The organism is Micropruina sp. (assembly GCF_047602385.1).
Taxonomy (GTDB): Bacteria; Actinomycetota; Actinomycetes; order Propionibacteriales; family Propionibacteriaceae; genus Micropruina.
In genome coordinates this window covers 213,303-232,196 of record NZ_JASGHL010000003.1, presented here as the reverse complement: position 1 = coordinate 232,196, position 18,894 = coordinate 213,303, and the positions used below count along the sequence as shown (strand labels likewise).

The window sequence follows — 18,894 nt, the reverse complement described above, 5'->3', positions numbered from 1 at the left end:
TACTGCTGGGAAGGGCCGGATGCCCGGCCCGGTTTCCTGACAGAGTTCCTGGCGCCGAAGTTGATGCACCCGGCAGGCCGCGCGCCCACAATGGGGCGTGCCCACATCGCGCGAGATCGCCCAGGACGCGGTCGAGATGGCCGATCGGCTGCTCTCGGCCGCGACGCCGGCGCTTCGCAGCGTTGTCGGCACGGTCGCCCAGGCGGATCCAGGCACCCGCTCGATCGCGCTCCGAGCGCTGGGTCACGCGCTGCTGGCCGCTGGCCGGCTCGACGAGGCCACGACAACTTTGCGTGCCGCCGTCCGGCTCGCCGACGAGTCTCGCGAGGACGAGGTGATCGCTGCCGCGCGACTGAAGATGGCGCACGCGGAACTGCTCACCGGGTCACTACCGCAGGCGTTGCGGCTGGCGAACTGGGTGCTGCGGTCCAGCGTGTCCACCGACAACGATCGGGTCCGGGCGCACAGCACCCGTGCGCTCATCCTTCGCGAACTCGGACGGTTCGCACCCGCGCTGGTCGATCTCGACCGGGCAGTGAACGGCCTACGCCTGATGAATGACGAGGTGGGCCTGCAACGGGCCCTGGTCAACCGGGCATTGGTGAAAATCGACGTGCTGGCCGTGCGTGCCGCGGTGGAGGATCTGAAAGAGGCCGAAGAACTCGCGATTCGTGGTGGCCGGCGGACATCGCAGGGCTTTATTCTCGCCAATCTCGGGTATGCCGCATCCAAGGCGGGCGAGGTGCCTGAAGCCTTGGACCGCTATACCCAGGCAGAGGCGATCCTGCGCGAGCTGGGGATCGACCTCACCGGCGTCCTGATCGATCGTTCCGAGTTGCTGGCGCGGGTGGGCCTTGCCGACGATGCCCGGATCGACGCCGAAGCGGCCCTGGGTGAGGCCCAGCGCGAACGTCGCAGCCTGCGGATCCCCGAGACCCGGCTGCTGCTGGCCCGGGCTGCCGCCGCATCGGGAGATCCGGTGCTGGCCCGCGACCAGGCCCGACTGGCGAGAGCCACCTTCCGGCGCCAAGGGCGCGCGACCTGGTCAGCGGCGGCCGGGCTGGAGGTTGCCCGAGCCGATCGGCTGCTGGGCCGGGCTCCGCTCTGGCGCCCGTTGTCAAGGGACGCCGAGGCGCTGGCGGCGGCGAACTGGTGGGAGCTCGCCACCGAGGCGTATCTGCTGATCGCCACCGGGGCGCCCGCGCCCTACCGAAGCGAGGCGCTGACCGCGCTGGTCGGACGCCGCGCGCGGGGGCCTGCTCTGGTCCGGGCTCGAGCCTGGTACGCCCAGGCGCTGCTCGAGACCGACCGTCCGGAGCGTGCCCGCAAGGCCGTCCGACGCGGCCTGGCGATCCTCGATGACCACCTCACCGGCGTCGGTGCCGACGAGCTGAGGGCGGGCCTGGCCCGGCATCGGCTGGAGCTGGCGGGTCTCGGGGTCGACCTGGCCCTGGCCCGGGGAGGTCCCGGCGACGTCTTCGACGCGGTCGAACGGGCTCGGGCCACCGTGCTGGTCCGGGACGCCGTCCGGCCCCCCGCGGATCCCGAGCTCGCCGAGCTGCTGAGCCGGCACCGGGCGGCGCGGACCGAACGCGATCGGGCCGCGCTGGCTGCCCGGATCGCAGATCGCAGCCGGACCGCACGCGGCGCCGGCGAACTGCTGCGTCCGGTCCGGATGTCGGAGTTGGACGCCGCGCTCGGCGCCGGCGGGCTGATCACCTGGTTCGCCCGTGGCAACCGGCTGCATGCCTTGACCCGGGTCGCCGGGCGGACCCGCTTGCACAAACTCGGCGCCGATCGGTCGCTGCGGACCGCGGTCGGCCGGCTCAGCTTCGCCATGCCCCGGCTGGCCGCCGAGGGGCTTGACCACGGACGATTCGGGCCGTCCCTGCACGCTCTGCTCGACGCCGCGTCCGGTGAGGTGGAGTCGTCTCTGTTCGCCGCCCTGCCCGAGGTGGCCGGACGCGAACTGGTGCTGATCCCGCCGGCCTTCCTGCACCAAGTGCCCTGGCACGAACTCCCCGGACTGGCCGGACGCCCCGTGGTGGTCGCCTCGTCGGTGCGGCAGTGGTCCCGAGCGGCCTCCGCCGGCCCACCGTCGTCGGCGAGGGTGATGGTGGCGGCCGGCCCGGGACTCCCCGGCGGCCGCCGGGAGGCCGAAGCAGTCGCAGCCGGCTACCGGATCACGCCGCTGCTCGACCCGGACGCCGGCGTCCAGCGGGTGCTCGACGGGCTCGCCACCGCCGATCTGGCCCACCTGGCCACCCACGGCTGGTTGCGCCCGGACAATCCGCAGTTCTCCGAACTGACCATGTCGGACGGTGCGCTGCTGGTGCATCACCTGGACACCCTGCCGCGGCTTCCGCACACGCTGATCCTGGCCAGCTGCGACAGCGGACGCCCGGTGTCGCGTCCGGGCGAGGCGTTGCTCGGCTTCACCGCCGCCTGCCTGGTCCGCGGGACGCGCACCCTGATCGCACCGGTCGCCCCGGTGCCGGACGGGGGCACCGAACAGGTGATGATCCGCCTGCACGCCGGACTGGCCGCCGGGGTGTCCCCGGCGGCCGCCCTTGCCGACGCCCAGGCCGGTCAGCCTCCCGGCCGGCGCGCCTTCGTCTGCTTCGGTGCCGGCCTCAGCCCAGCGTCTTGTTGAGGAACTCCTGGAGGCGCCGGGTGGTGTCTGAGCGCCACCCGCCAGTCGGTTCGGCGCCCACCCTGACCTGAAGCGCGCGGACGGTGATCGGTCCGACCACGCCGTCCTGGGTGACATCGAGCGTGCGTTGCAGCGCCTTGCGAGCCCGCACCGACCACAAGCCGTCCGGCGTCGACTTCGTCCAGAGCTGGACGGCCCGGATCGTCTTCGGGCCGAACTGCCCGTCCACCTGCAGCCTCTGGAAGGGCGCCGACTTGCTCATCGCGGCGCCGGTCAGCTTCAGGCCCGGGTAGCGCCGGACGCCGGCGAAGTGCCGGCGGTTGCGCCAGTAGCTGAGGGTGCTGCGGACCACCCCGAATTTCCGTCCGCGAGCCTCGACCACCTCGAAGTCGCCGTGCGCGAGCTTCGCGGTGATCACGGCGACGTGGCCGATTCCGTTGGGTCGGGCCGGGTTGTTCCGCAGGAACACCAGGTCGCCGGTCCGTGGCGCGCCGGTCACCTTGACGGTGGCGTGGAACTGCGCGGCCGCGAGGTCGGTGATCGGTGCACCGGCCCGGTGGAACAGCCACTCGACGAGCTCCGAGCAGTCGAAGCTCGCCGGGTCGGGGTTGCTCGGCTTAGCCTCGGCGCCGAGTATGTAGCGCTTGCCGACCTGCTTGCGGGCCAGCGTGATGAACGTCGTCGCGCTGGTCATGATTGCTCCTCCGCGTCCTCGTCGTCGATGTCCGGGAACGGCTCCTCGGCGTCCTCGGGTTCCGGGTCGCGGGCGATCAGGCTGGACTGGTCCAGCAGTTGTGCAGTCATGGCTGCCTCCTTCCTGCCCGATCTGATGGAGCAGCGCTCCGGATGATGCAGCACAGTCCACCTGTAGCCTGGCTCGGTGCGTGACGTCGTCCTGCTCGGCAGTACCGGATCGATCGGAACCCAGACCCTGGAGGTGATCGCCGGCCACCCCGACGGTTTCCGGGTCATCGGGCTGTCCGCCGGCGGCGGGAACCTCGACCGGTTGGCCGCCCAGGCCACCGCCTGGAAACCGGACGTCGTCGCCGTCCCCACCCCGGCCGCTGCTGCCGCGCTGGAAGGACGGCTGGCCGGCCACCACCGCCGTCTGGGCCGGCCCGGACGCCTCGCAGCGGCTCGCCGCACTGCCCTGCGACGTGGTGCTCAACGCGATCACCGGCGCCGCCGGGTTGGAGCCCACCCTGGCCGCGCTGGCCGCCGGCAGCACGCTGGCGCTGGCCAACAAGGAGTCCCTGGTGATCGGCGGCGAACTGGTCACCGCCGCGGCAGCGCCCGGCCAGATCGTCGCCGTCGACTCCGAGCACTCCGCGTTCGCCCAGGCGCTGCGGGCCGGACGCGCCGAGGAGGTCCGCCGGCTGATCCTGACCGCATCCGGGGGGCCGTTCCGCGGCCGGACCCGGGCCGAACTGACCGCGGTCACCCCGGAGCAGGCGCTGGCCCACCCGACCTGGAACATGGGCCGGATCATCACCATCAACTCGGCCACCCTGATGAACAAGGGCCTGGAACTGCTTGAAGCCGGCTTGCTCTACGGCGTCGACCTGGACGCCATCGAAGTCGTCGTGCACCCCACCTCCGACGTGCACTCGATGGTCGAGTACTGCGACGGCTCCACCATCGCGCAATGCTCGCCGCCGGACATGAAGCTGCCGATCGCGCTGGCCCTGAACTGGCCGGACCGGCTTCCGGGGGTGACCCGAGGCTTCGACTGGAGCCGCGGCATCGACTGGCGCTTCGAGCCGCTCGACTCCGAGGCGTTCCCGGCCGTCGAACTGGCCCGTCGCTGCGGGCACGCCGGCGGTACCGCGCCCGCGGTCTACAACGCTGCCAATGAGGTCTGCGTGGACGCTTTCTGCGACGGCCGGATCGGCTTCCTGGACATCGTCGACACGGTCACCGCGGTGGTCGAGGAGCACCTGGCCACGCCGTCCGATTCGGCGCTCAGTGTCGAGGTGGTGCTGGCCGCGGACGCCTGGGGACGCGCCCGGGCCGCCGAACTGATCGCCGTGGGAGCCCAGGCCCACGCATGAACACCCTGCTCACCGTCGTTTTCGCGCTGCTCTTCTTCGCCTGCATCCTGGTCTCGATCGCGCTGCACGAGATCGGCCACATGGTGCCGGCCAAGGCGTTCGGCATCCGGGTGCCGAAGTACTTCGTCGGGTTCGGTCCGACGATCTGGTCGACGACCCGCGGCGAGACCGAGTACGGCCTCAAATGGATCCCGCTCGGCGGCTACGTCCGGCTGATGGGCATGTACCCGCCGGCCCCGCAGCGCCGCCGGGAGAGCCGGCTGACCCGGTTCGCCGACTCGGCGCGAGCCTACGAGTGGTCCGAGATCACCCCCGGCGACATCGCCAACGACCGGCTGTTCTACCAGAAGAAGACCTGGCAGAAACTGATCGTGATGGCCGGCGGGCCCGCGATGAACCTGCTGATCGCCTTCGTGCTGTTCTGGTCGATCCTCGGCCTGCACGGCAGCTGGCAGCCGCAACCTGTGGTCGCCGAGATCCAGTCCTGCATCATCCGGGAGAACCAGCCGACCACCCAGTGCCTGGTGCCCGACACGCCCGCGGCCAAATCCGGCATCCGGGCCGGCGACACCGTCGTCGAGTTCAACGGCGTGGCGATCACCAGCTACCCGCAACTGGTCGACCTGATCCGGGCCAACCTCGACGGGCAGGCCCGGCTTGTGGTCCTGCGCGACGGCGTCCGGACGCCGCTGACACCGGTGAACACCGTTGTCACCGGCGTGCCCGACCTGCTCGACCCGAGCAAGCGGATCCCGGCCGGCTGGTTCGGCATCACCCCCACCTCGGTACTGGTCAAGGGCGGACCGGGCGACGTGGTCGTCCAGATGTGGCAGCTGACGGTGCAGAGCGGGGCCGCCATCGCCCAGTTCCCGGTGAAGGTGTACCACGTGCTGGCCGACATGGTGCAGGGCAAGCCGCGCGACATCTACGGCCCGCTCAGCATCCTGGGCGCCAGCCGGGCGGCCGGCGAAGCGGCCGCCAGCACCAGCATCGACGGCACCGACAAGGTGGTGCTGTTCGGCTCGCTGCTGGCCGCGGTCAACCTGTTCCTGGCGCTATTCAACTTCGTCCCGCTGCCGCCGCTGGACGGCGGGCACATCGCCGGCGCGCTGTGGGAAGCGCTGCGCCGCGGAACCGCCCGGCTGTTCGGACGGCGCGACCCCGGGCACTTCGACACCGCCCAGTTGCTGCCGGTCGCCTACCTGGTGGGCGGCTTCCTGCTGCTCAGCGGCGCGGTGCTGATCGTCGCCGACATCGTCAGTCCGATGCAGCTGTTCCGGTGACGCCGGTCACCTTCCTGGCGATCGGTTCCCGCGGCGACGTCGAGCCGCTGGCTGTGCTGGCGGGCGCGCTGGTGGCCCGGGGTCGTCCGGCGACGGTGGTGGCGGTCGACGACTATGCCGAGTTGGTGCGCTCCCACGGCGCCGCGTTCCGGGGGATCGGGCCGGCGATGGCCGAGGTGGCACGGCTCGGTTCCGGCTGGCTCGGACGCCTCGCGTACCGGACGACCACGCTGCAGCCGGTACTGCTGCGGCGCTGGCTGGCCGGTCTGGCGCAGCCGTTGGCGTCCGCCCTGGACGAGGTGCCGGCGGGATCGGTCGTGGTCACCGGAATCGCCTCCCGTGACGCCGCCCTGGCCCTGGTCGAGGACCGCGGCTGCCGGATGGCCACCGTGCTGCACACCGCCGTCCTGCCCACCCTGCAGCCGGACAGTCACCTGGAGGGACACCGGCTGCGCGGCCCCACGGCCGCCCGGCGGCGCTTCGTGGCGTGGTACTGGCACACCGTGCAGGGGCTGTCCCGCGCCACCGGCAGCGCGTTCCGCCGCAATGCCGGGCTGCCTCGGCACAGCGCCGCCGCACTGGCCGCGGCAGCGGGGGAGTTCCCGACCTGGCTGGCCGCCGATCCGGTGCTGGTGCCCACGGCGTCCGACTGGCCGGACGGCTGCGTGCAGACCGGCGCGATCCGGCCGTCGCCGCAGCCGGACTGGCAGCCGTCCGAACCGCTGCGGTCGTTCTTGGAGGCCGGTGAGCGACCGGTCTACGTGGGGCTGGGCAGTTTCAACGATGCCGGTGGTGTGCGGTGGCTGGAGTTGCTCGGCAAGGCCGCCAGGCTGGCCGGACGCCGGATCGTCGCCCCAGGGGTGCCGGGCGGGGCGCGCGGTGTGGTGGACGAGTGGTTGTGCACGGTGGGGGCGGTGCCGCACGACGCGCTGCTGCCGCTGCTGGCCGGCTCGGTGCACCACGGCGGTGCCGGCACCACCGCTGCCGGGCTGCGGGCCGGCGTCCCCTCCGCGGCGGTGCCCGCACTTTTCGATCAGGGCTACCACGGACGCCGGCTCGCGGCGCTCGGCGTCGGTCCCGAGCCCGTCCCGCTGCACGGGCTGAGTGCCGAACGGCTGGCCCGGCTGATCGCGGGCGTCGCCGGGGACGACCACCGTCGACGGGCGGCCGAGGTGGGGGAGAGCGCCGCGCGTGCCGACGGCACCGCCGCCGTTCTGGCGGAGCTCGACCGCCTACTCGACGGGTGACCGGAACGACGAGCCGCTGGTTGAGCCTGTCGAAACCAACACCGTCGCGGCTGCCAGACTGATCCCCATGCGTCGCATCGTCCAGTCCAAGAAGCTGCAACACGTCCGCTACGACGTGCGGGGACCGATCCTGGTCGAGGCTCAGCGGCTGGAGGCCGAGGGGCACAAGATCCTCAAGCTCAACATCGGCAACACCGCACCCTTCGGGTTCGACGCCCCGGAACGCATCCTCGCCGACATGGTGCACCATCTGCCCTCGTCACAGGGCTATTCCGATTCCCGCGGCATCTACTCGGCGCGCACCGCGGTGGCGCAGTACTACCAGTCCAAGGGCCTCACCCACACCAGCGTCGACGACGTCTACATCGGCAACGGCGTCTCCGAGCTGATCATGATGGTGCTGCAGACCTTCGTCGACGACGGCAACGAGATCCTGGTGCCGGCGCCCGACTACCCGCTGTGGACGGGGGCGGTGTCGCTGTGTGGCGGACGCCCGGTGCACTACCGCTGCGACGAGGCCAACGACTGGAACCCCGACCTGGCCGAGATCGAGTCACTGATCACCGAGCGCACCCACGCCCTGGTGATCATCAATCCGAACAACCCGACCGGCGCGGTGTACAGCGAGGCGACGGTACGCGGGCTGATCGACATCGCCCGCCGGCACGACCTGGTGGTGATGGCCGACGAGATCTACGAGAAGATCATCTTCGACGACGCCGTCCACCACCACGCCGCGACTTTTGCCGGCGACGACGTGCTCTGCCTCACCTTCTCGGGACTGTCCAAGGCCTACCGGGTCTGCGGCTACCGGGCCGGCTGGGTGATGATCTCGGGACCCAAACACCTGGCCAGCGACTTCCTCGAGGGCCTGACCCTGCTGTCGAACATGCGGATGTGTTCGAACGTGCCCGGCCAGCACGCCATCCAGACCGCGCTCGGCGGGTACCAGTCGGTGAACGAGCTGATCGTGCCGGGCGGCCGATTCTACGAGCAGTCGAAGCTGGCCTCGCGGCTGCTGAACGAGATTCCGGGGGTCAGCTGCGTCGAGCCGATGGGGGCGCTGTACTGCTTCCCGCGGCTCGACCCCGAGGTCTACCCGATCGCCGACGACGAGGCGTTCGTGATCGACCTGCTGCGCACCAAGAAGCTGCTGGTCACCCACGGCACCGGGTTCAACTGGCCCGAGCCCGACCACTTCCGGCTGGTCACCCTGCCGGACGCCGCCGTGCTCACCGAGGCGGTGGGCCGGATCGCGGAGTTCCTGGCTGAGTGGCGCGAGTAGGCTGTCTGGCGGCGGTCGTTCGGGCCGCTCGCAGTTGATGTCGAACGAGGAGTCCATGACCGTCAACCTGGGCATGCCCGCCACCCCGCCGCCCGTCCTGGCCCCGCGTCGCCCGACCCGGCAGATCCGGGTCGGCAAAGTGCTGGTCGGTGGCGACGCGCCGATCTCGGTGCAGTCGATGACCACCACCAAGACCACCGACATCAACGGCACCCTGCAGCAGATCGCCGAGCTGACCGCGACCGGCTGCGACATCGTCCGGGTCGCCGTACCCAGCCAGGACGACGCCGACGTGCTGTTCATCATCGCCAAGAAGAGCCAGATCCCGGTCATCGCCGACATCCACTTCCAGCCGAAGTATGTGTTCGCCGCGATCGACGCCGGCTGCGCGGCCGTCCGGGTCAATCCGGGCAACATCCGCCAGTTCGACGACCAGGTGAAGCAGATCGCGCGGGCGGCGTCCGATGCCGGGGTGTCGATCCGGATCGGCGTCAACGCCGGCTCGCTGGACAAGCGGCTGCTGGCCAAGTACGGCGCCCCGACGCCCGAGGCGCTGGTCGAGTCGGCGCTGTGGGAGGCGTCCCTGTTCGAGGAGCACGGCTTCCGCGACTTCAAGATCTCGGTGAAGCACCACGACCCGGTGGTGATGGTGCGCGCCTACGAGATGCTTTCCGAGGCGTGCGACTACCCGCTGCACCTCGGCGTCACCGAGGCCGGCCCCACCTTCCAGGGCACCATCAAATCGGCCGTCGCCTTCGGTGCGCTGCTCGGCAAGGGCATCGGCGACACCATCCGAGTGTCGCTGTCGGCGCCGCCGGCCAAGGAGGTCAAGGTCGGGATCAAGATCCTGGAGTCGCTCAACCTGCGCCCCCGTCAACTCGAAATCGTCTCCTGCCCGTCGTGCGGACGCGCCCAGGTGGACGTCTACACCCTCGCCGAAGAGGTGACCAAGGGCCTTGAGGGCATGCAGGTGCCGCTGCGGGTGGCTGTGATGGGTTGTGTCGTGAACGGTCCGGGCGAGGCCCGCGAGGCCGACCTGGGCGTGGCGTCCGGCAACGGCAAGGGCCAGATCTTCGTCAAGGGCAAGGTGATCAAGACCGTCCCCGAGGACCAGATCGTCGAGACCCTGATCGCCGAAGCGAACCGGCTCGCCGAAGAGGCCCCGGACGGCGCGCCCGAGGGTGCGCCGATGGTTTCCGTCAGCTGACCCGGGAATCCGGGGGATGAAACGCGCGCGGGTACTCACCACGCGCGACGACGCCCTGGTCCGCCGCCTGCTCGCCGCCGACCCGTTGGCCAATCTGTTCGTCGCCTCCCGAGTGGACGCCGGGGTGCTCTGGCGGACGGTCCCCGCGACCGTCTACGGCTGGCCGGCCGACAAGCCCAGGCACCTGCTGCACGCCGGGTGGAACCTGGCGCCGGTGTTCGGCGACTGCGCCGACGACGAACGGGACGCCGCGATCACCGCCTTCGGTGACATCGCCGGTCAGTACCGGTCCTGCCAGTCGATCGTGGGCAAGAGCGACATCGCTCTGGCCCTGCACCGAGCCTTCGCGGCCCGCACCCCCAGCTATGCCGGACAGCGCGAGATCCGGCCGCGGCAACCGCTGATGGTGGCCCGCGAGGTCACCGCAACGACGACGGACGCCCCGGTGCGGCGGATCACCATGGCCGAGTTCACCTCGTACCACGCCGCCGCGGTCGCCATGTACACCGAGGAGGTCGGGGTCGACCCGAACGCCGGCGGTGGACGGGCCGGCTACAAGCTGCACTGCCAGAACCTGGTGGAGACCGGGCGGGCGTGGGGGATCGCCGACGACGCCGGCAACGTGGTGTTCAAGGCCGACGTCGGGATCAGTTGCGGCGGCATCGCCCAAGTCCAGGGGGTATGGCTCGACCCCCGGCTGCGGGGACGCGGCCTCGCCGTCCCGGCGATGGCGGCGGCCACCCAGTGCATCCTCGCCGACCATCACGCGGTCTCGCTCTACGTCAACGACTTCAACGTCCGGGCCGTCCGGACCTATCTGCGCACCGGCTTCACCATCGCCGGCCAGTTCGCCACCGTGCTCTACTGAGAGAGCGCGTCGTTATGCTGCTTCGATGAGCGTTGGCGGGGACGGGTCGCGGATGAGCCTCTCCACGCATCGCTCGCGCACCTCGGACGCCCGTGAGCACATCGCGCTGCTGCTGGAGGTGTCCCGGCAGTACTACGCCGAGGGACGCACCCAGCTCGAGATCGCCCGCGAAGCGATGTTCTCGCGGGCAACCGTGTCCCGGCTGCTCGCCGAGGCGCGCGAGCGGGGGATCGTCCAGTTCCGGATCGGCCATCCGCTGGAGCGGGTGGTCAGTGTCGAACGTGCCCTGACCAGGGCGTTCGGTCTCAAGCAGGCCCGGGTCGCCGACCCGGCCGATCCCTCCGCGGCGCAGGCGGACGTCGCCCGATGTGCCGCAGACCTGCTGATCGAGAACGCCGCCGAGAACGCCGTGATCGCGGTGTCCAACGGAATGGCGGTGACGGCCACCGTCGACGCGATGCCCCAACTGGTCTGGCCCAGATCGCGAGTGGTACAGATGATCGGCAGCACCGGGCAGTCCGAGCGACTGCTCGACTCGCCCGAGACCTGCCGCCGGATGGCCCGCAAGCTGGGCGGCTCGTTCCATCCGCTGCCGGCACCGCTGGTGGTCAAGGACGCTGCCATCGCCGCCGCACTGGTCGCCGACAACCAGCTCGCCACCACGCTGGAGCTGGCGGCCCGGGCGGACCTCGCACTGCTGGGCGTCGGCGCCGTCCGGATGGGTCACTCGGGACTGATCCTGCGCGAACACGAGGACGCCGAGACCACCGAGGACCTGCGCCGCGCGGGTGCCGTCGCCCACATCTGCGGGCATCATCTCGCCGCCGACGGCGAGCATCTGCGCACCGGACTGTGCCCACGCACCGTGTCGGTGCAGCCGGAACGCTTGCGCGAGATCCCGCTCGCCATCGGGGTCGCCTGGGGCGAGGACAAGGTGGACGCCCTGGCGGCGGCCATGACGGGCGGCTTCCTGTCTGCGCTGGTGACCGACCTGGCCACCGCGATCAGCCTGCTCAAGTCCGTCGGCTGACGCCCCCCGATCGAATACCAGTCTCGACCGATCCGCGCGCAGGTTTGGGGCGATGTGAACGGATGCTCAATATCCCGCTGAGGCGCGTCTGTTAATCGCTTTTGACAAGCTCTTTTACTCGCGGCCTTGCTCGTGAATCAAGTCTCTTCTGAGCGGATGTTCAGTCACCGATGGCTGGCGACCACCTCCCGCCCGTAGCGTCCGAGTAACCGGAGACGAACTCCGGCCCTTCATTCCGGATCGCGACGAGGCGACCGGTGAATAGGAGGTTTCATGTATTCCGACACAAGACCGGTGGGCGGATCCTCACCGGTTGCGGGGGTGGGACTCGCGATGCGGCGACCCCGGCTCCAGATCGCGCTGGACTTCAAGGATCTGCCCAGCGCACTGACCCCGCTGCAGCAGGCGGCGTCCGGCATCGACGTGATCGAGTGCGGCACCGTGCTGATCCTGGCCGAAGGCCTACGCGTCGTTCGGGAGATCCGGGCACTGTTCCCGGAGAAGGAGATCCTGGCCGACATCCGGATCGCCGAGGCCGGAAAGCTGCTCTCCCAGATGGCGTTCGAGGCCGGGGCGTCCCTGGTCTCGGTGGTCGCCGGCGCGTCGATGACCACCGTCGAACAGGTGTGCGCGGTCGCCGCCGAGCACGGCGGCGAAGTACAGATCGAGCTCGCCGACGAGTGGTACGACGCCGACAAGGCCCGCCGCTGGCGCGCGGCCGGGGCCCAACACGTCATCGTGAAGCGGTCCCGGGACCGCGAGGCGGCCGGCGACCTGTCCTGGGGCCCGGACGACCTGGCCCGGGTGGACGAACTCGCGGCGATGGGTTTCACCGTCACCATCACCGGGGGCATCAAGGCCGACGACCTGGAGGTGTTCGCCGGGCATCCGGTCGGGATCATCATCGCCGGCCGCTCGGTCGCAGGGGCGGACGACCCGTTGGCGGCTGCCGACCGTATGCAGACCGAGATCGCGAGCGTGTGGCCATGAGCAGCGACAGCCAACCGATGGCCGGTGTCGAGCTCGGCATCTACGAGAAGGCGCTGCAATGGAACGGCTCCTGGGCCGACCTGTTCGGCCAGGCCGCGCGGGGCGGGTTCTCCTTCGTCGACATCTCCGTCGACGAGACCCCCGAACGCGAGGCTCGGCTTTCCTGGTCGCAGGCCGAACGGACGGCCGTCCGCACCGCCGCGGAGCGGGCCGGGGTGGCGCTGGGCGGGCTGTGCCTGTCGGTGCACCGCCGGATCGCGCCCGGTTCGGCCGACCCGGCCGTGCGGCGCCGGGCCCGCGAAGTACTCGTCGACGGCATCGACCTGTGCGCCGACCTGCACATCCCCGTCCTGCAACTGGCCGGCTACTACGCCTTCTACGAAGAGCCGAGCCCGCGGGCCCGACAGCGGTACGTCGATTGCCTGCGCTACGGCGCGGAGTACGCGGCCCGGCGTGGCGTCCTGCTCGGCATCGAGAACGTGGACGGCACCGACATCGTCTCGATCTCGGCCGCCATGGATGTCGTGGACGAGGTCGGCTCTCCGTGGTTGCAGGTCTACCCCGACATCGGCAACATCGCCGAGCAGGGCAAGCCGATCACGGCCGAGCTGCGGCGTGGAGCCGGCCACATGGTGGCCATGCATGCCAAGGACGTCCGGCGCGGCGAGCCGCGCCGGGTGCCGATGGGTGAGGGCATCGTCGACTGGGACGAGGCGTTCGCCGAGCTCGCCCGGCAGAACTGGTCCGGACGGCTGATGATCGAGATGTGGAATGACGACGCCGACGACTCGGCCGAGCGTTCCGCGGCTGCACGGCGGTTCATCGAGGACCGGCTCCGGGCAGCCGGCATCGCGGTGCACCAACCGGTGCGCGCCGTTGCCGAGCCGGACGCCCTGCCGGAGTCGCTGCGCACGCTGCGGGAAGCGGTCTGCGAGGGCAATCTGGCCCTGCCCCGATCGGGTCTGGTGGCCTGGACCGGCGGGAACCTGTCGGCCCGCGACCCCGAAACCGGGCACGTGGTGATCAAGCCCTCCGGGGTGCTCTACGACGAGATGGCGCCGGACGACATGGTCGTCGTCGATCTGGACGGCAGGATCGTCCACGGCACCCGCGGCCCGAGTTCCGACACCGCTTCGCATCTGGGGGTGTACCGGCGGCGTCCGGACGTGATGGCGATCGTGCACACCCACAGCCGCTACGCCACCGCTTTCGCCGCCACCGGGCGTCCGATCCCGTGCGTGCTCACCGCGATCGCCGACGAGTTCGGCGGTGACGTCCCGGTGGGTGCCTACGCCTCGATCGGCGGCAACGAGATCGGCGACGAAATCGTCCGTTCGATCGGCAACTCGCCGGCAATTCTGATGAAGCAGCACGGAGTGTTCACCGTGGGTGCTTCCATCAACAAGGCGCTCCAGGCGGCGGTGATGGTTGAGGACATCGCCCGCACCGTCGCCGTCGCGGAGGGGCTGGGTGAACTCACCCGGCTGCCCGACGACGAGATCGCCGCCAACTACGACCGCTACAGCAACCGATACGGCACCGACGCCGCGAGTGAAGGACTGACCCGATGACGAGCTACGACCTGACCACCCTGGGCGAGGCCCAGATCCGACTCACCGCCCATCGTGGCGGACGCCTCGCCACCTCCAACGACCTGCGACTATCGCCAGCCGGTTCGGAGGCTAACGTGGCCGGCCTGCTGGCCCAGCTCGGCCGGAAGACCGCGTTCGCCTCCACCCTGCCGACCAGCGATCTCGGCCAGCGGTTCGCCAACGAGTACCGCGGGGTCGGCGTCGACCTGTCGATGTGTGTGCCGTGCGAAGGCCGGATGGCGCTGTACTTCATGGAACCCGGGCAGGCGCCGCTGCCGGCCAAGGTGACCTACGACCGGCTGCATACCGCGTTCCGCGAGATCACCCCGGATCTGTTCGACTGGGACCGGTTGTTGGACACCCGCCTCCTGTTCGTCACCGGCATCAGCGCGGCGCTGACCGAGAACACCGCCGGGGTGATCACCCACGCCGTCAGCGCGGCCCACGAGCGAGGCGTCAAGGTGGCCCTGGACGTCAACTACCGCTCGTTGCTGTGGAGCCCGGAGCGGGCCCGCCAAGTGCTCGAGCCGCTGCTGGCGAAGACCTCGATCCTGTTCTGTTCCCGGCTGGACGGCGTCAAGGTGTTCGACCTGATTGGCGACGGCCCGTCGATCAACTCCACGTTGCGCGAGCGGTACGGGCTCGACCACGTGGTGTCCACCGACTCGACCGCGGGCGTCTACTACAGCGGCATCGAGGGCCAAGAGGTCTTCCAGGTCGAGGGCGTCACCGTGGTCGACCGGCCGGGGGCGGGCGACTCGTTCGTCGGTGGCACGCTGCATGGCTACCTCGACGACAGCGTGCGCGAAGGCATCAACTACGGCCTGCGCACGTCCAAATTCGCGCTCACCCACCACGGCGACCTCACCCACGTGTCGCCGGCCGAGCTCGCGATTCCCACCTCCACCGACATCGTCCGTTGACCCGGCGTCCCGGGCATTTCCTGAGGAGTTAACGATGACTTCGAAACCTACCACCGGGGCGCTCACCGCCCTGCAACAGATCGATTCCCGTCCGCTGACCAAGAATCAGAAGAACCTGATCTCGCTCGCCGTGGTGGGCAATATCTCCGAGTTCTTCGACATGTTCCTGATCGGGTTCGCCGTGAGCAGCCTGCTGAAGGATCCCAAATGGACGCTGCACGGCTTCGAGGCCGGCATCATCTTGGCCATGTCCGGTCTCGGCACCGTGCTGGGCGCGATTCTGTGGGGCAGGATGGCCGACAAGATCGGGCGCAAGAAGGCGTTCTTCTGGTGCGTGCTGCTGTTCACCGTGTTCACCCTCGCCTGCGTGCTGACCCCCGACAACGGCTGGGTACTGCTGGCCGTGTTGCGGGTTCTGGTCGGCATCGGCGTGGGCGGGTTGAACATCGTCTCGATCCCGTACGTGCAGGAGTTCGTTCCGGCCAAGCAGCGCGGCCTGCTGGCCGGGCTGACCGCGGTCTTCATCCCGGTCGGGTTGTTCCTGGGCTCGGTGGCGCAGATCGCCACCGGCGACAACTGGCGGCTGCTGATCGGCCTCGGCGGCGTCCCGATCTTCCTGCTGCTCTGGCTGCGGCTGGTGCCCGAGTCGCCGCGCTACCTGCAGTCCCAGGGCCGCACCGATGAGGCCCGCGCCGCGCTGGCCTGGGCGTTGGAGATGCCGGCCGACAAGATCGGTGCCCTGCCCGAGATCACCCATGCCGCCTCGGCGTCCTACTCGCTGATCTTCCGCAAGTACCTGAAAGCCCTGGTCATCGTCACTCTCGGGTCGTTCTGCTTCATCTTCGGCTCGTCGGTGATCCAGTCCTGGGGGCAGTCGATCCTCAGCTCCGGCTTCCACTTCAACGCCCAGATGGTCGGCGGCCTGTTCATGGTGGTCTCGCTCGGCGACCTGCTCGGACGGCTGTCGTCGGCCTGGCTGGCCGACCGGATCGGACGCCGCTGGGTGATGCTCAGCTACGGCCTGATCGGTGCCCTCGGCCTGCTGATCGCCGCCGGCTCGGTGGCCATCACCACCAGCGCCGGATGGGACGCCTCGACCGCGGGCTGGGTGTTCTTCACCGGCATCCTGATCGCGATGGTGTTCGGCGACGGCGCCTTCGGCGTGCTGAACCCAATCGGTGCCGAGCAATTCCCGAACGAGGCCCGGGCCACCGGTCTCGGCCTGGGCTACGGCCTGGGCGCCTCGGCGAAGGTCTTCGGACCGGTGATGCTCGGCCTGATGTTCGGAGAGAAGGTCACCCTGGCCTCGATTCCGCCGGCCTTCATCTTCTTCGCCGCACTGCTGGTCATCGGTGGCGTCACCTACATGTTCGCCCAGGAGACCAAGGGCCGCTCGCTCGATTCCATCTGATCCCTACCTTTCTCAACCCCGCTAGAACAATTCGAAGGAGCTATTCACACATGAGCAAGATCGACGAGATCACCCGCGAGAGCTGGATCCTCGGCGCATTTCCCGAATGGGGCACCTGGCTGAACGAAGAGATCGACGCCACTGTGGTCGAGCCCGGCACGTTCGACCTGTGGTGGATCGGCAACACCGGCATCTGGCTGAAGACCGAGGGCGGGGCCAACATCGTCACCGACGCCTGGTTCGGCAACGGCAAGCGCACCCAGAAGGTGAAGGAGATGGCGCCCTATCACCAGATGCGCAATATGACCGGCGGACGGGCGACCCAGCCGAACCTGCGGGCCGCCCCGATCGTGATCGACCCGTTCGCGATCACCACGGTGGACGCGGTGTTGGCCACCCACATCCACCAGGACCACATCTGCCCGTTCTTCGCCGCCGCGGTGCTGCAGAACTGCGCCGACGACGTCCCGTTCATCGGGCCGGAGGGCTGCGCGGAGATCTGGCGCAAGTGGGGCGTCCCCGAGGACCGGCTGGTGGTGGTCAAGCCCGGTGACGTGGTGAAGATCAAGGACGTCGAGATCCACATGCTCGACTCGTTCGACCGGACGGTGCTGGTCACCGCCGAGGAGCCGCTGGCCGGCAAGGTGCCGACCATGGACGACAAGGCGGTCAACTACCTGTTCAAGACACCGGCCGGCAGCTTCTACCACAGTGGCGACTCGCACTACTCGATCCGGTTCGCCAAGCATGGCAAGGACCACCAGGTCGACGTGGCGTTCGGCTCCTACGGCGAGAACCCGATCGGCAACCAGGACAAGATGAGCTCCATCGACATCCTGCGGATGGCCGAGGCGCTGCAGTGCAAGGTGGTGATCCCGTTCCACTACGACGTCTGGACCAACTTCAAGGCCGACCCGCAAGAGATCGTCGACCTGTGGAACATCAAGAAGGACGTGCTGCAGTACCGGTTCAAGCCGTTCATCTGGGACGTCGGCGGCCGGTTCACCTTCCCCAACGACGTCGACAAGCGGAAATACCACTACCGCCGCGGCTTCGAGGATGCGTTCACCGACGAGCAGAACGTGCCGTTCCCGTCCATCCTGTGACGGCGACCTCGCCGGCCTGACCGGTAAGGCTGCGCCCCGGGCACTGTCTCGGCCGGGGCGCAGCCGGCTGCACATCGCGACCATCTGAAAGACTCGGTTTCAGCCGATCGAAGGAGACCGCGATGACCGACCGGATCCGCTGGGGACTGCTGGGGGCGGGTGGCATCGCCGGCACCTTCGCCGAGAACCTGATCGCCGAGGGTCTCCACATCCAGGCGGTCGCGGCCCGGGACGGGGCGAAGGCGCAGGCGTTCGCCGACCGGTTCGGCATCCCCACCGCGCACGCCGGCTACCAGGCGCTGGTTGATGACCCCGACGTGGATGCCGTCTATGTCAACACCACCCACAACTTCCATGCCGAGCACGCGCTGCTGGCGATCGAGGCCGGCAAGCCGGTGCTGGTCGAGAAGGCGTTCACCGTCACCGCCGCCCAGGCCCGTCGGGTCGCGGACGCCGCCCGCACCCGCGGCGTGTTCGCGATGGAAGCGATGTGGACGCGTTTCCTGCCGTCCACCGGCTTCGTCCGGGAACGGATCGCCGACGGCTCGATCGGCGAGGTGCGCGCGGTGATCACCGACCACAGCCAGAAGCTCAACCCCGACCCGGCTGGACGCCTGCACAATCCGTTGCTGGCCGGCGGTGCGCTGCTCGATCTCGGCGTCTACAACGTCTCGTTCGCGCTCGACCTGCTCGGTGCGCCGTCCGACATCGTGGCGCGGGGCACGCTGACCGCGACCGGTGTGGACGGCGAGGTCTCGATGGTGCTGACCCACGCCGGCGGCGCCCGATCAGAGGCGCACACCACGATGCTCAGCGCCGGGCCGTCCCGGGGTGTGGTGATCGGCACCGACGGCTACCTCGAACTCGACGGCGCCTTCTACAACTGGACGACGGTGCGCCGCTACACCGGACGCCAGGAACTCGCCGAGACCTTCGAGCCGCAGCGCACCTCGCGCGGCATGCACTTCCAGGCGCTCCAGGTGGAACGGTGCCTGCGCGAGGGGCTGACCGAAAGTCCGCGGCTCACCCTCGACGACAGCATCGCGGTGATGGAGGTGCTGGACGAGCTGCGTCGCCAGGTGGGCTGCGTGCTTCCCGAGGACGGCTGAACCGTTCCGCCGGATTTCGTGCGTATTGATCGGGAGCCTTCGGCTCCCAGGAGCGGGCCGCGGAATTATCAGCGTATTGAGCGGAACCGGGTCGCCGCATAACGCTCAGTTCGCCGCGAGGATCAGGACGACACCGACC

General features: G+C 69.7%; 14 protein-coding genes and 2 pseudogenes. 15 read left to right on the top strand and 1 reads right to left on the bottom strand.

The features are described 5' to 3' along the window. The first annotated feature begins 97 nt into the window (after positions 1 to 97). Positions 98 to 2,653, top strand: a complete 2,556-nt coding sequence (locus QM711_RS10500; protein ID WP_415099045.1) for a CHAT domain-containing protein — start codon at positions 98 to 100, stop codon at positions 2,651 to 2,653. On the opposite strand, the gene QM711_RS10495 is transcribed toward QM711_RS10500, so the two are convergent. Then, complete coding sequence (locus QM711_RS10495; RefSeq protein WP_415099043.1) at positions 2,634 to 3,347, bottom strand: NlpC/P60 family protein; 714 nt, start codon at positions 3,345 to 3,347, stop codon at positions 2,634 to 2,636. The two genes, QM711_RS10500 and QM711_RS10495, sit on opposite strands and share 20 nt — an antisense overlap. A gap of 186 nt (positions 3,348 to 3,533) precedes the next feature. On the opposite strand from QM711_RS10495, the pseudogene dxr reads away from it, so the two are divergent. From dxr to QM711_RS10425, 14 genes and pseudogenes are all read left to right on the top strand, one after another. Then, positions 3,534 to 4,704: pseudogene (dxr, locus tag QM711_RS10490) on the top strand (1-deoxy-D-xylulose-5-phosphate reductoisomerase). Further along, on the top strand, positions 4,701 to 5,987 hold the full coding sequence (locus QM711_RS10485) for a M50 family metallopeptidase (protein ID WP_415099041.1): 1,287 nt from the start codon (positions 4,701 to 4,703) through the stop codon (positions 5,985 to 5,987). Before dxr ends, QM711_RS10485 begins: the two are co-directional and overlap by 4 nt. Further along, positions 5,984 to 7,234 (top strand): glycosyltransferase, encoded by a 1,251-nt coding sequence (locus QM711_RS10480; RefSeq protein ID WP_415099039.1) that lies wholly within the window; start codon positions 5,984 to 5,986, stop codon positions 7,232 to 7,234. The genes QM711_RS10485 and QM711_RS10480 overlap by 4 nt, the downstream gene beginning before the upstream one ends. Before the next feature lie 67 nt (positions 7,235 to 7,301). Beyond that, a complete protein-coding gene (locus QM711_RS10475; protein WP_415099037.1) occupies positions 7,302 to 8,519 on the top strand; it encodes a pyridoxal phosphate-dependent aminotransferase in 1,218 nt (405 codons plus the stop codon). A gap of 55 nt (positions 8,520 to 8,574) precedes the next feature. Then, the gene (gene ispG / locus QM711_RS10470) at positions 8,575 to 9,726 is read left to right on the top strand and encodes a flavodoxin-dependent (E)-4-hydroxy-3-methylbut-2-enyl-diphosphate synthase (RefSeq protein ID WP_415099035.1); all 1,152 of its coding nucleotides are present in this window, start codon (positions 8,575 to 8,577) and stop codon (positions 9,724 to 9,726) included. A gap of 16 nt (positions 9,727 to 9,742) precedes the next feature. Then, entirely contained in the window at positions 9,743 to 10,594 is an 852-nt protein-coding gene (locus tag QM711_RS10465) for a GNAT family N-acetyltransferase (RefSeq protein WP_415099033.1), read from the top strand. Positions 10,595 to 10,619: 25 nt separating this feature from the next. After that, on the top strand, positions 10,620 to 11,624 hold the full coding sequence (locus tag QM711_RS10460) for a sugar-binding transcriptional regulator (protein WP_415099031.1): 1,005 nt from the start codon (positions 10,620 to 10,622) through the stop codon (positions 11,622 to 11,624). A gap of 333 nt (positions 11,625 to 11,957) precedes the next feature. Continuing rightward, complete coding sequence (locus QM711_RS10455) at positions 11,958 to 12,614, top strand: orotidine 5'-phosphate decarboxylase / HUMPS family protein (protein WP_415099029.1); 657 nt, start codon at positions 11,958 to 11,960, stop codon at positions 12,612 to 12,614. A 17-nt stretch (positions 12,615 to 12,631) separates the two neighbouring features. After that, positions 12,632 to 13,477 (top strand): annotated as a pseudogene (locus tag QM711_RS10450) (L-ribulose-5-phosphate 3-epimerase); the annotation flags it as partial. A gap of 42 nt (positions 13,478 to 13,519) precedes the next feature. Continuing rightward, complete coding sequence (locus QM711_RS10445; RefSeq protein ID WP_415099964.1) at positions 13,520 to 14,185, top strand: L-ribulose-5-phosphate 4-epimerase; 666 nt, start codon at positions 13,520 to 13,522, stop codon at positions 14,183 to 14,185. Further along, positions 14,182 to 15,129: a sugar kinase gene (locus QM711_RS10440; RefSeq protein ID WP_415099027.1), complete on the top strand. Its 948-nt coding sequence runs from the start codon at positions 14,182 to 14,184 to the stop codon at positions 15,127 to 15,129. Before QM711_RS10445 ends, QM711_RS10440 begins: the two co-directional genes overlap by 4 nt. 34 nt (positions 15,130 to 15,163) lie before the next feature. Beyond that, a complete protein-coding gene (locus tag QM711_RS10435; protein ID WP_415099025.1) occupies positions 15,164 to 16,540 on the top strand; it encodes an MFS transporter in 1,377 nt (458 codons plus the stop codon). 50 nt (positions 16,541 to 16,590) lie between these two features. Then, on the top strand, positions 16,591 to 17,646 hold the full coding sequence (gene ulaG, locus QM711_RS10430; RefSeq protein ID WP_415099023.1) for an L-ascorbate 6-phosphate lactonase: 1,056 nt from the start codon (positions 16,591 to 16,593) through the stop codon (positions 17,644 to 17,646). 122 nt (positions 17,647 to 17,768) lie between these two features. Continuing rightward, positions 17,769 to 18,755 (top strand): Gfo/Idh/MocA family protein, encoded by a 987-nt coding sequence (locus QM711_RS10425; protein WP_415099021.1) that lies wholly within the window; start codon positions 17,769 to 17,771, stop codon positions 18,753 to 18,755. Positions 18,756 to 18,894 lie beyond the last annotated feature (139 nt).

Coding starts and splice junctions, on each gene's coding strand:
- QM711_RS10475 (WP_415099037.1), top strand. CDS start 7,302: ATGCGTCGCATCGTCCAGTCCAAGAAGCTGCAACACGTCCGCTACGAC.
- QM711_RS10455 (WP_415099029.1), top strand. CDS start 11,958: ATGCGGCGACCCCGGCTCCAGATCGCGCTGGACTTCAAGGATCTGCCC.
- QM711_RS10495 (WP_415099043.1), bottom strand. CDS start 3,347: ATGACCAGCGCGACGACGTTCATCACGCTGGCCCGCAAGCAGGTCGGC.
- QM711_RS10435 (WP_415099025.1), top strand. CDS start 15,164: ATGACTTCGAAACCTACCACCGGGGCGCTCACCGCCCTGCAACAGATC.
- QM711_RS10440 (WP_415099027.1), top strand. CDS start 14,182: ATGACGAGCTACGACCTGACCACCCTGGGCGAGGCCCAGATCCGACTC.
- ispG (WP_415099035.1), top strand. CDS start 8,575: ATGACCGTCAACCTGGGCATGCCCGCCACCCCGCCGCCCGTCCTGGCC.
- QM711_RS10485 (WP_415099041.1), top strand. CDS start 4,701: ATGAACACCCTGCTCACCGTCGTTTTCGCGCTGCTCTTCTTCGCCTGC.
- QM711_RS10465 (WP_415099033.1), top strand. CDS start 9,743: ATGAAACGCGCGCGGGTACTCACCACGCGCGACGACGCCCTGGTCCGC.
- QM711_RS10460 (WP_415099031.1), top strand. CDS start 10,620: ATGAGCGTTGGCGGGGACGGGTCGCGGATGAGCCTCTCCACGCATCGC.
- QM711_RS10425 (WP_415099021.1), top strand. CDS start 17,769: ATGACCGACCGGATCCGCTGGGGACTGCTGGGGGCGGGTGGCATCGCC.
- ulaG (WP_415099023.1), top strand. CDS start 16,591: ATGAGCAAGATCGACGAGATCACCCGCGAGAGCTGGATCCTCGGCGCA.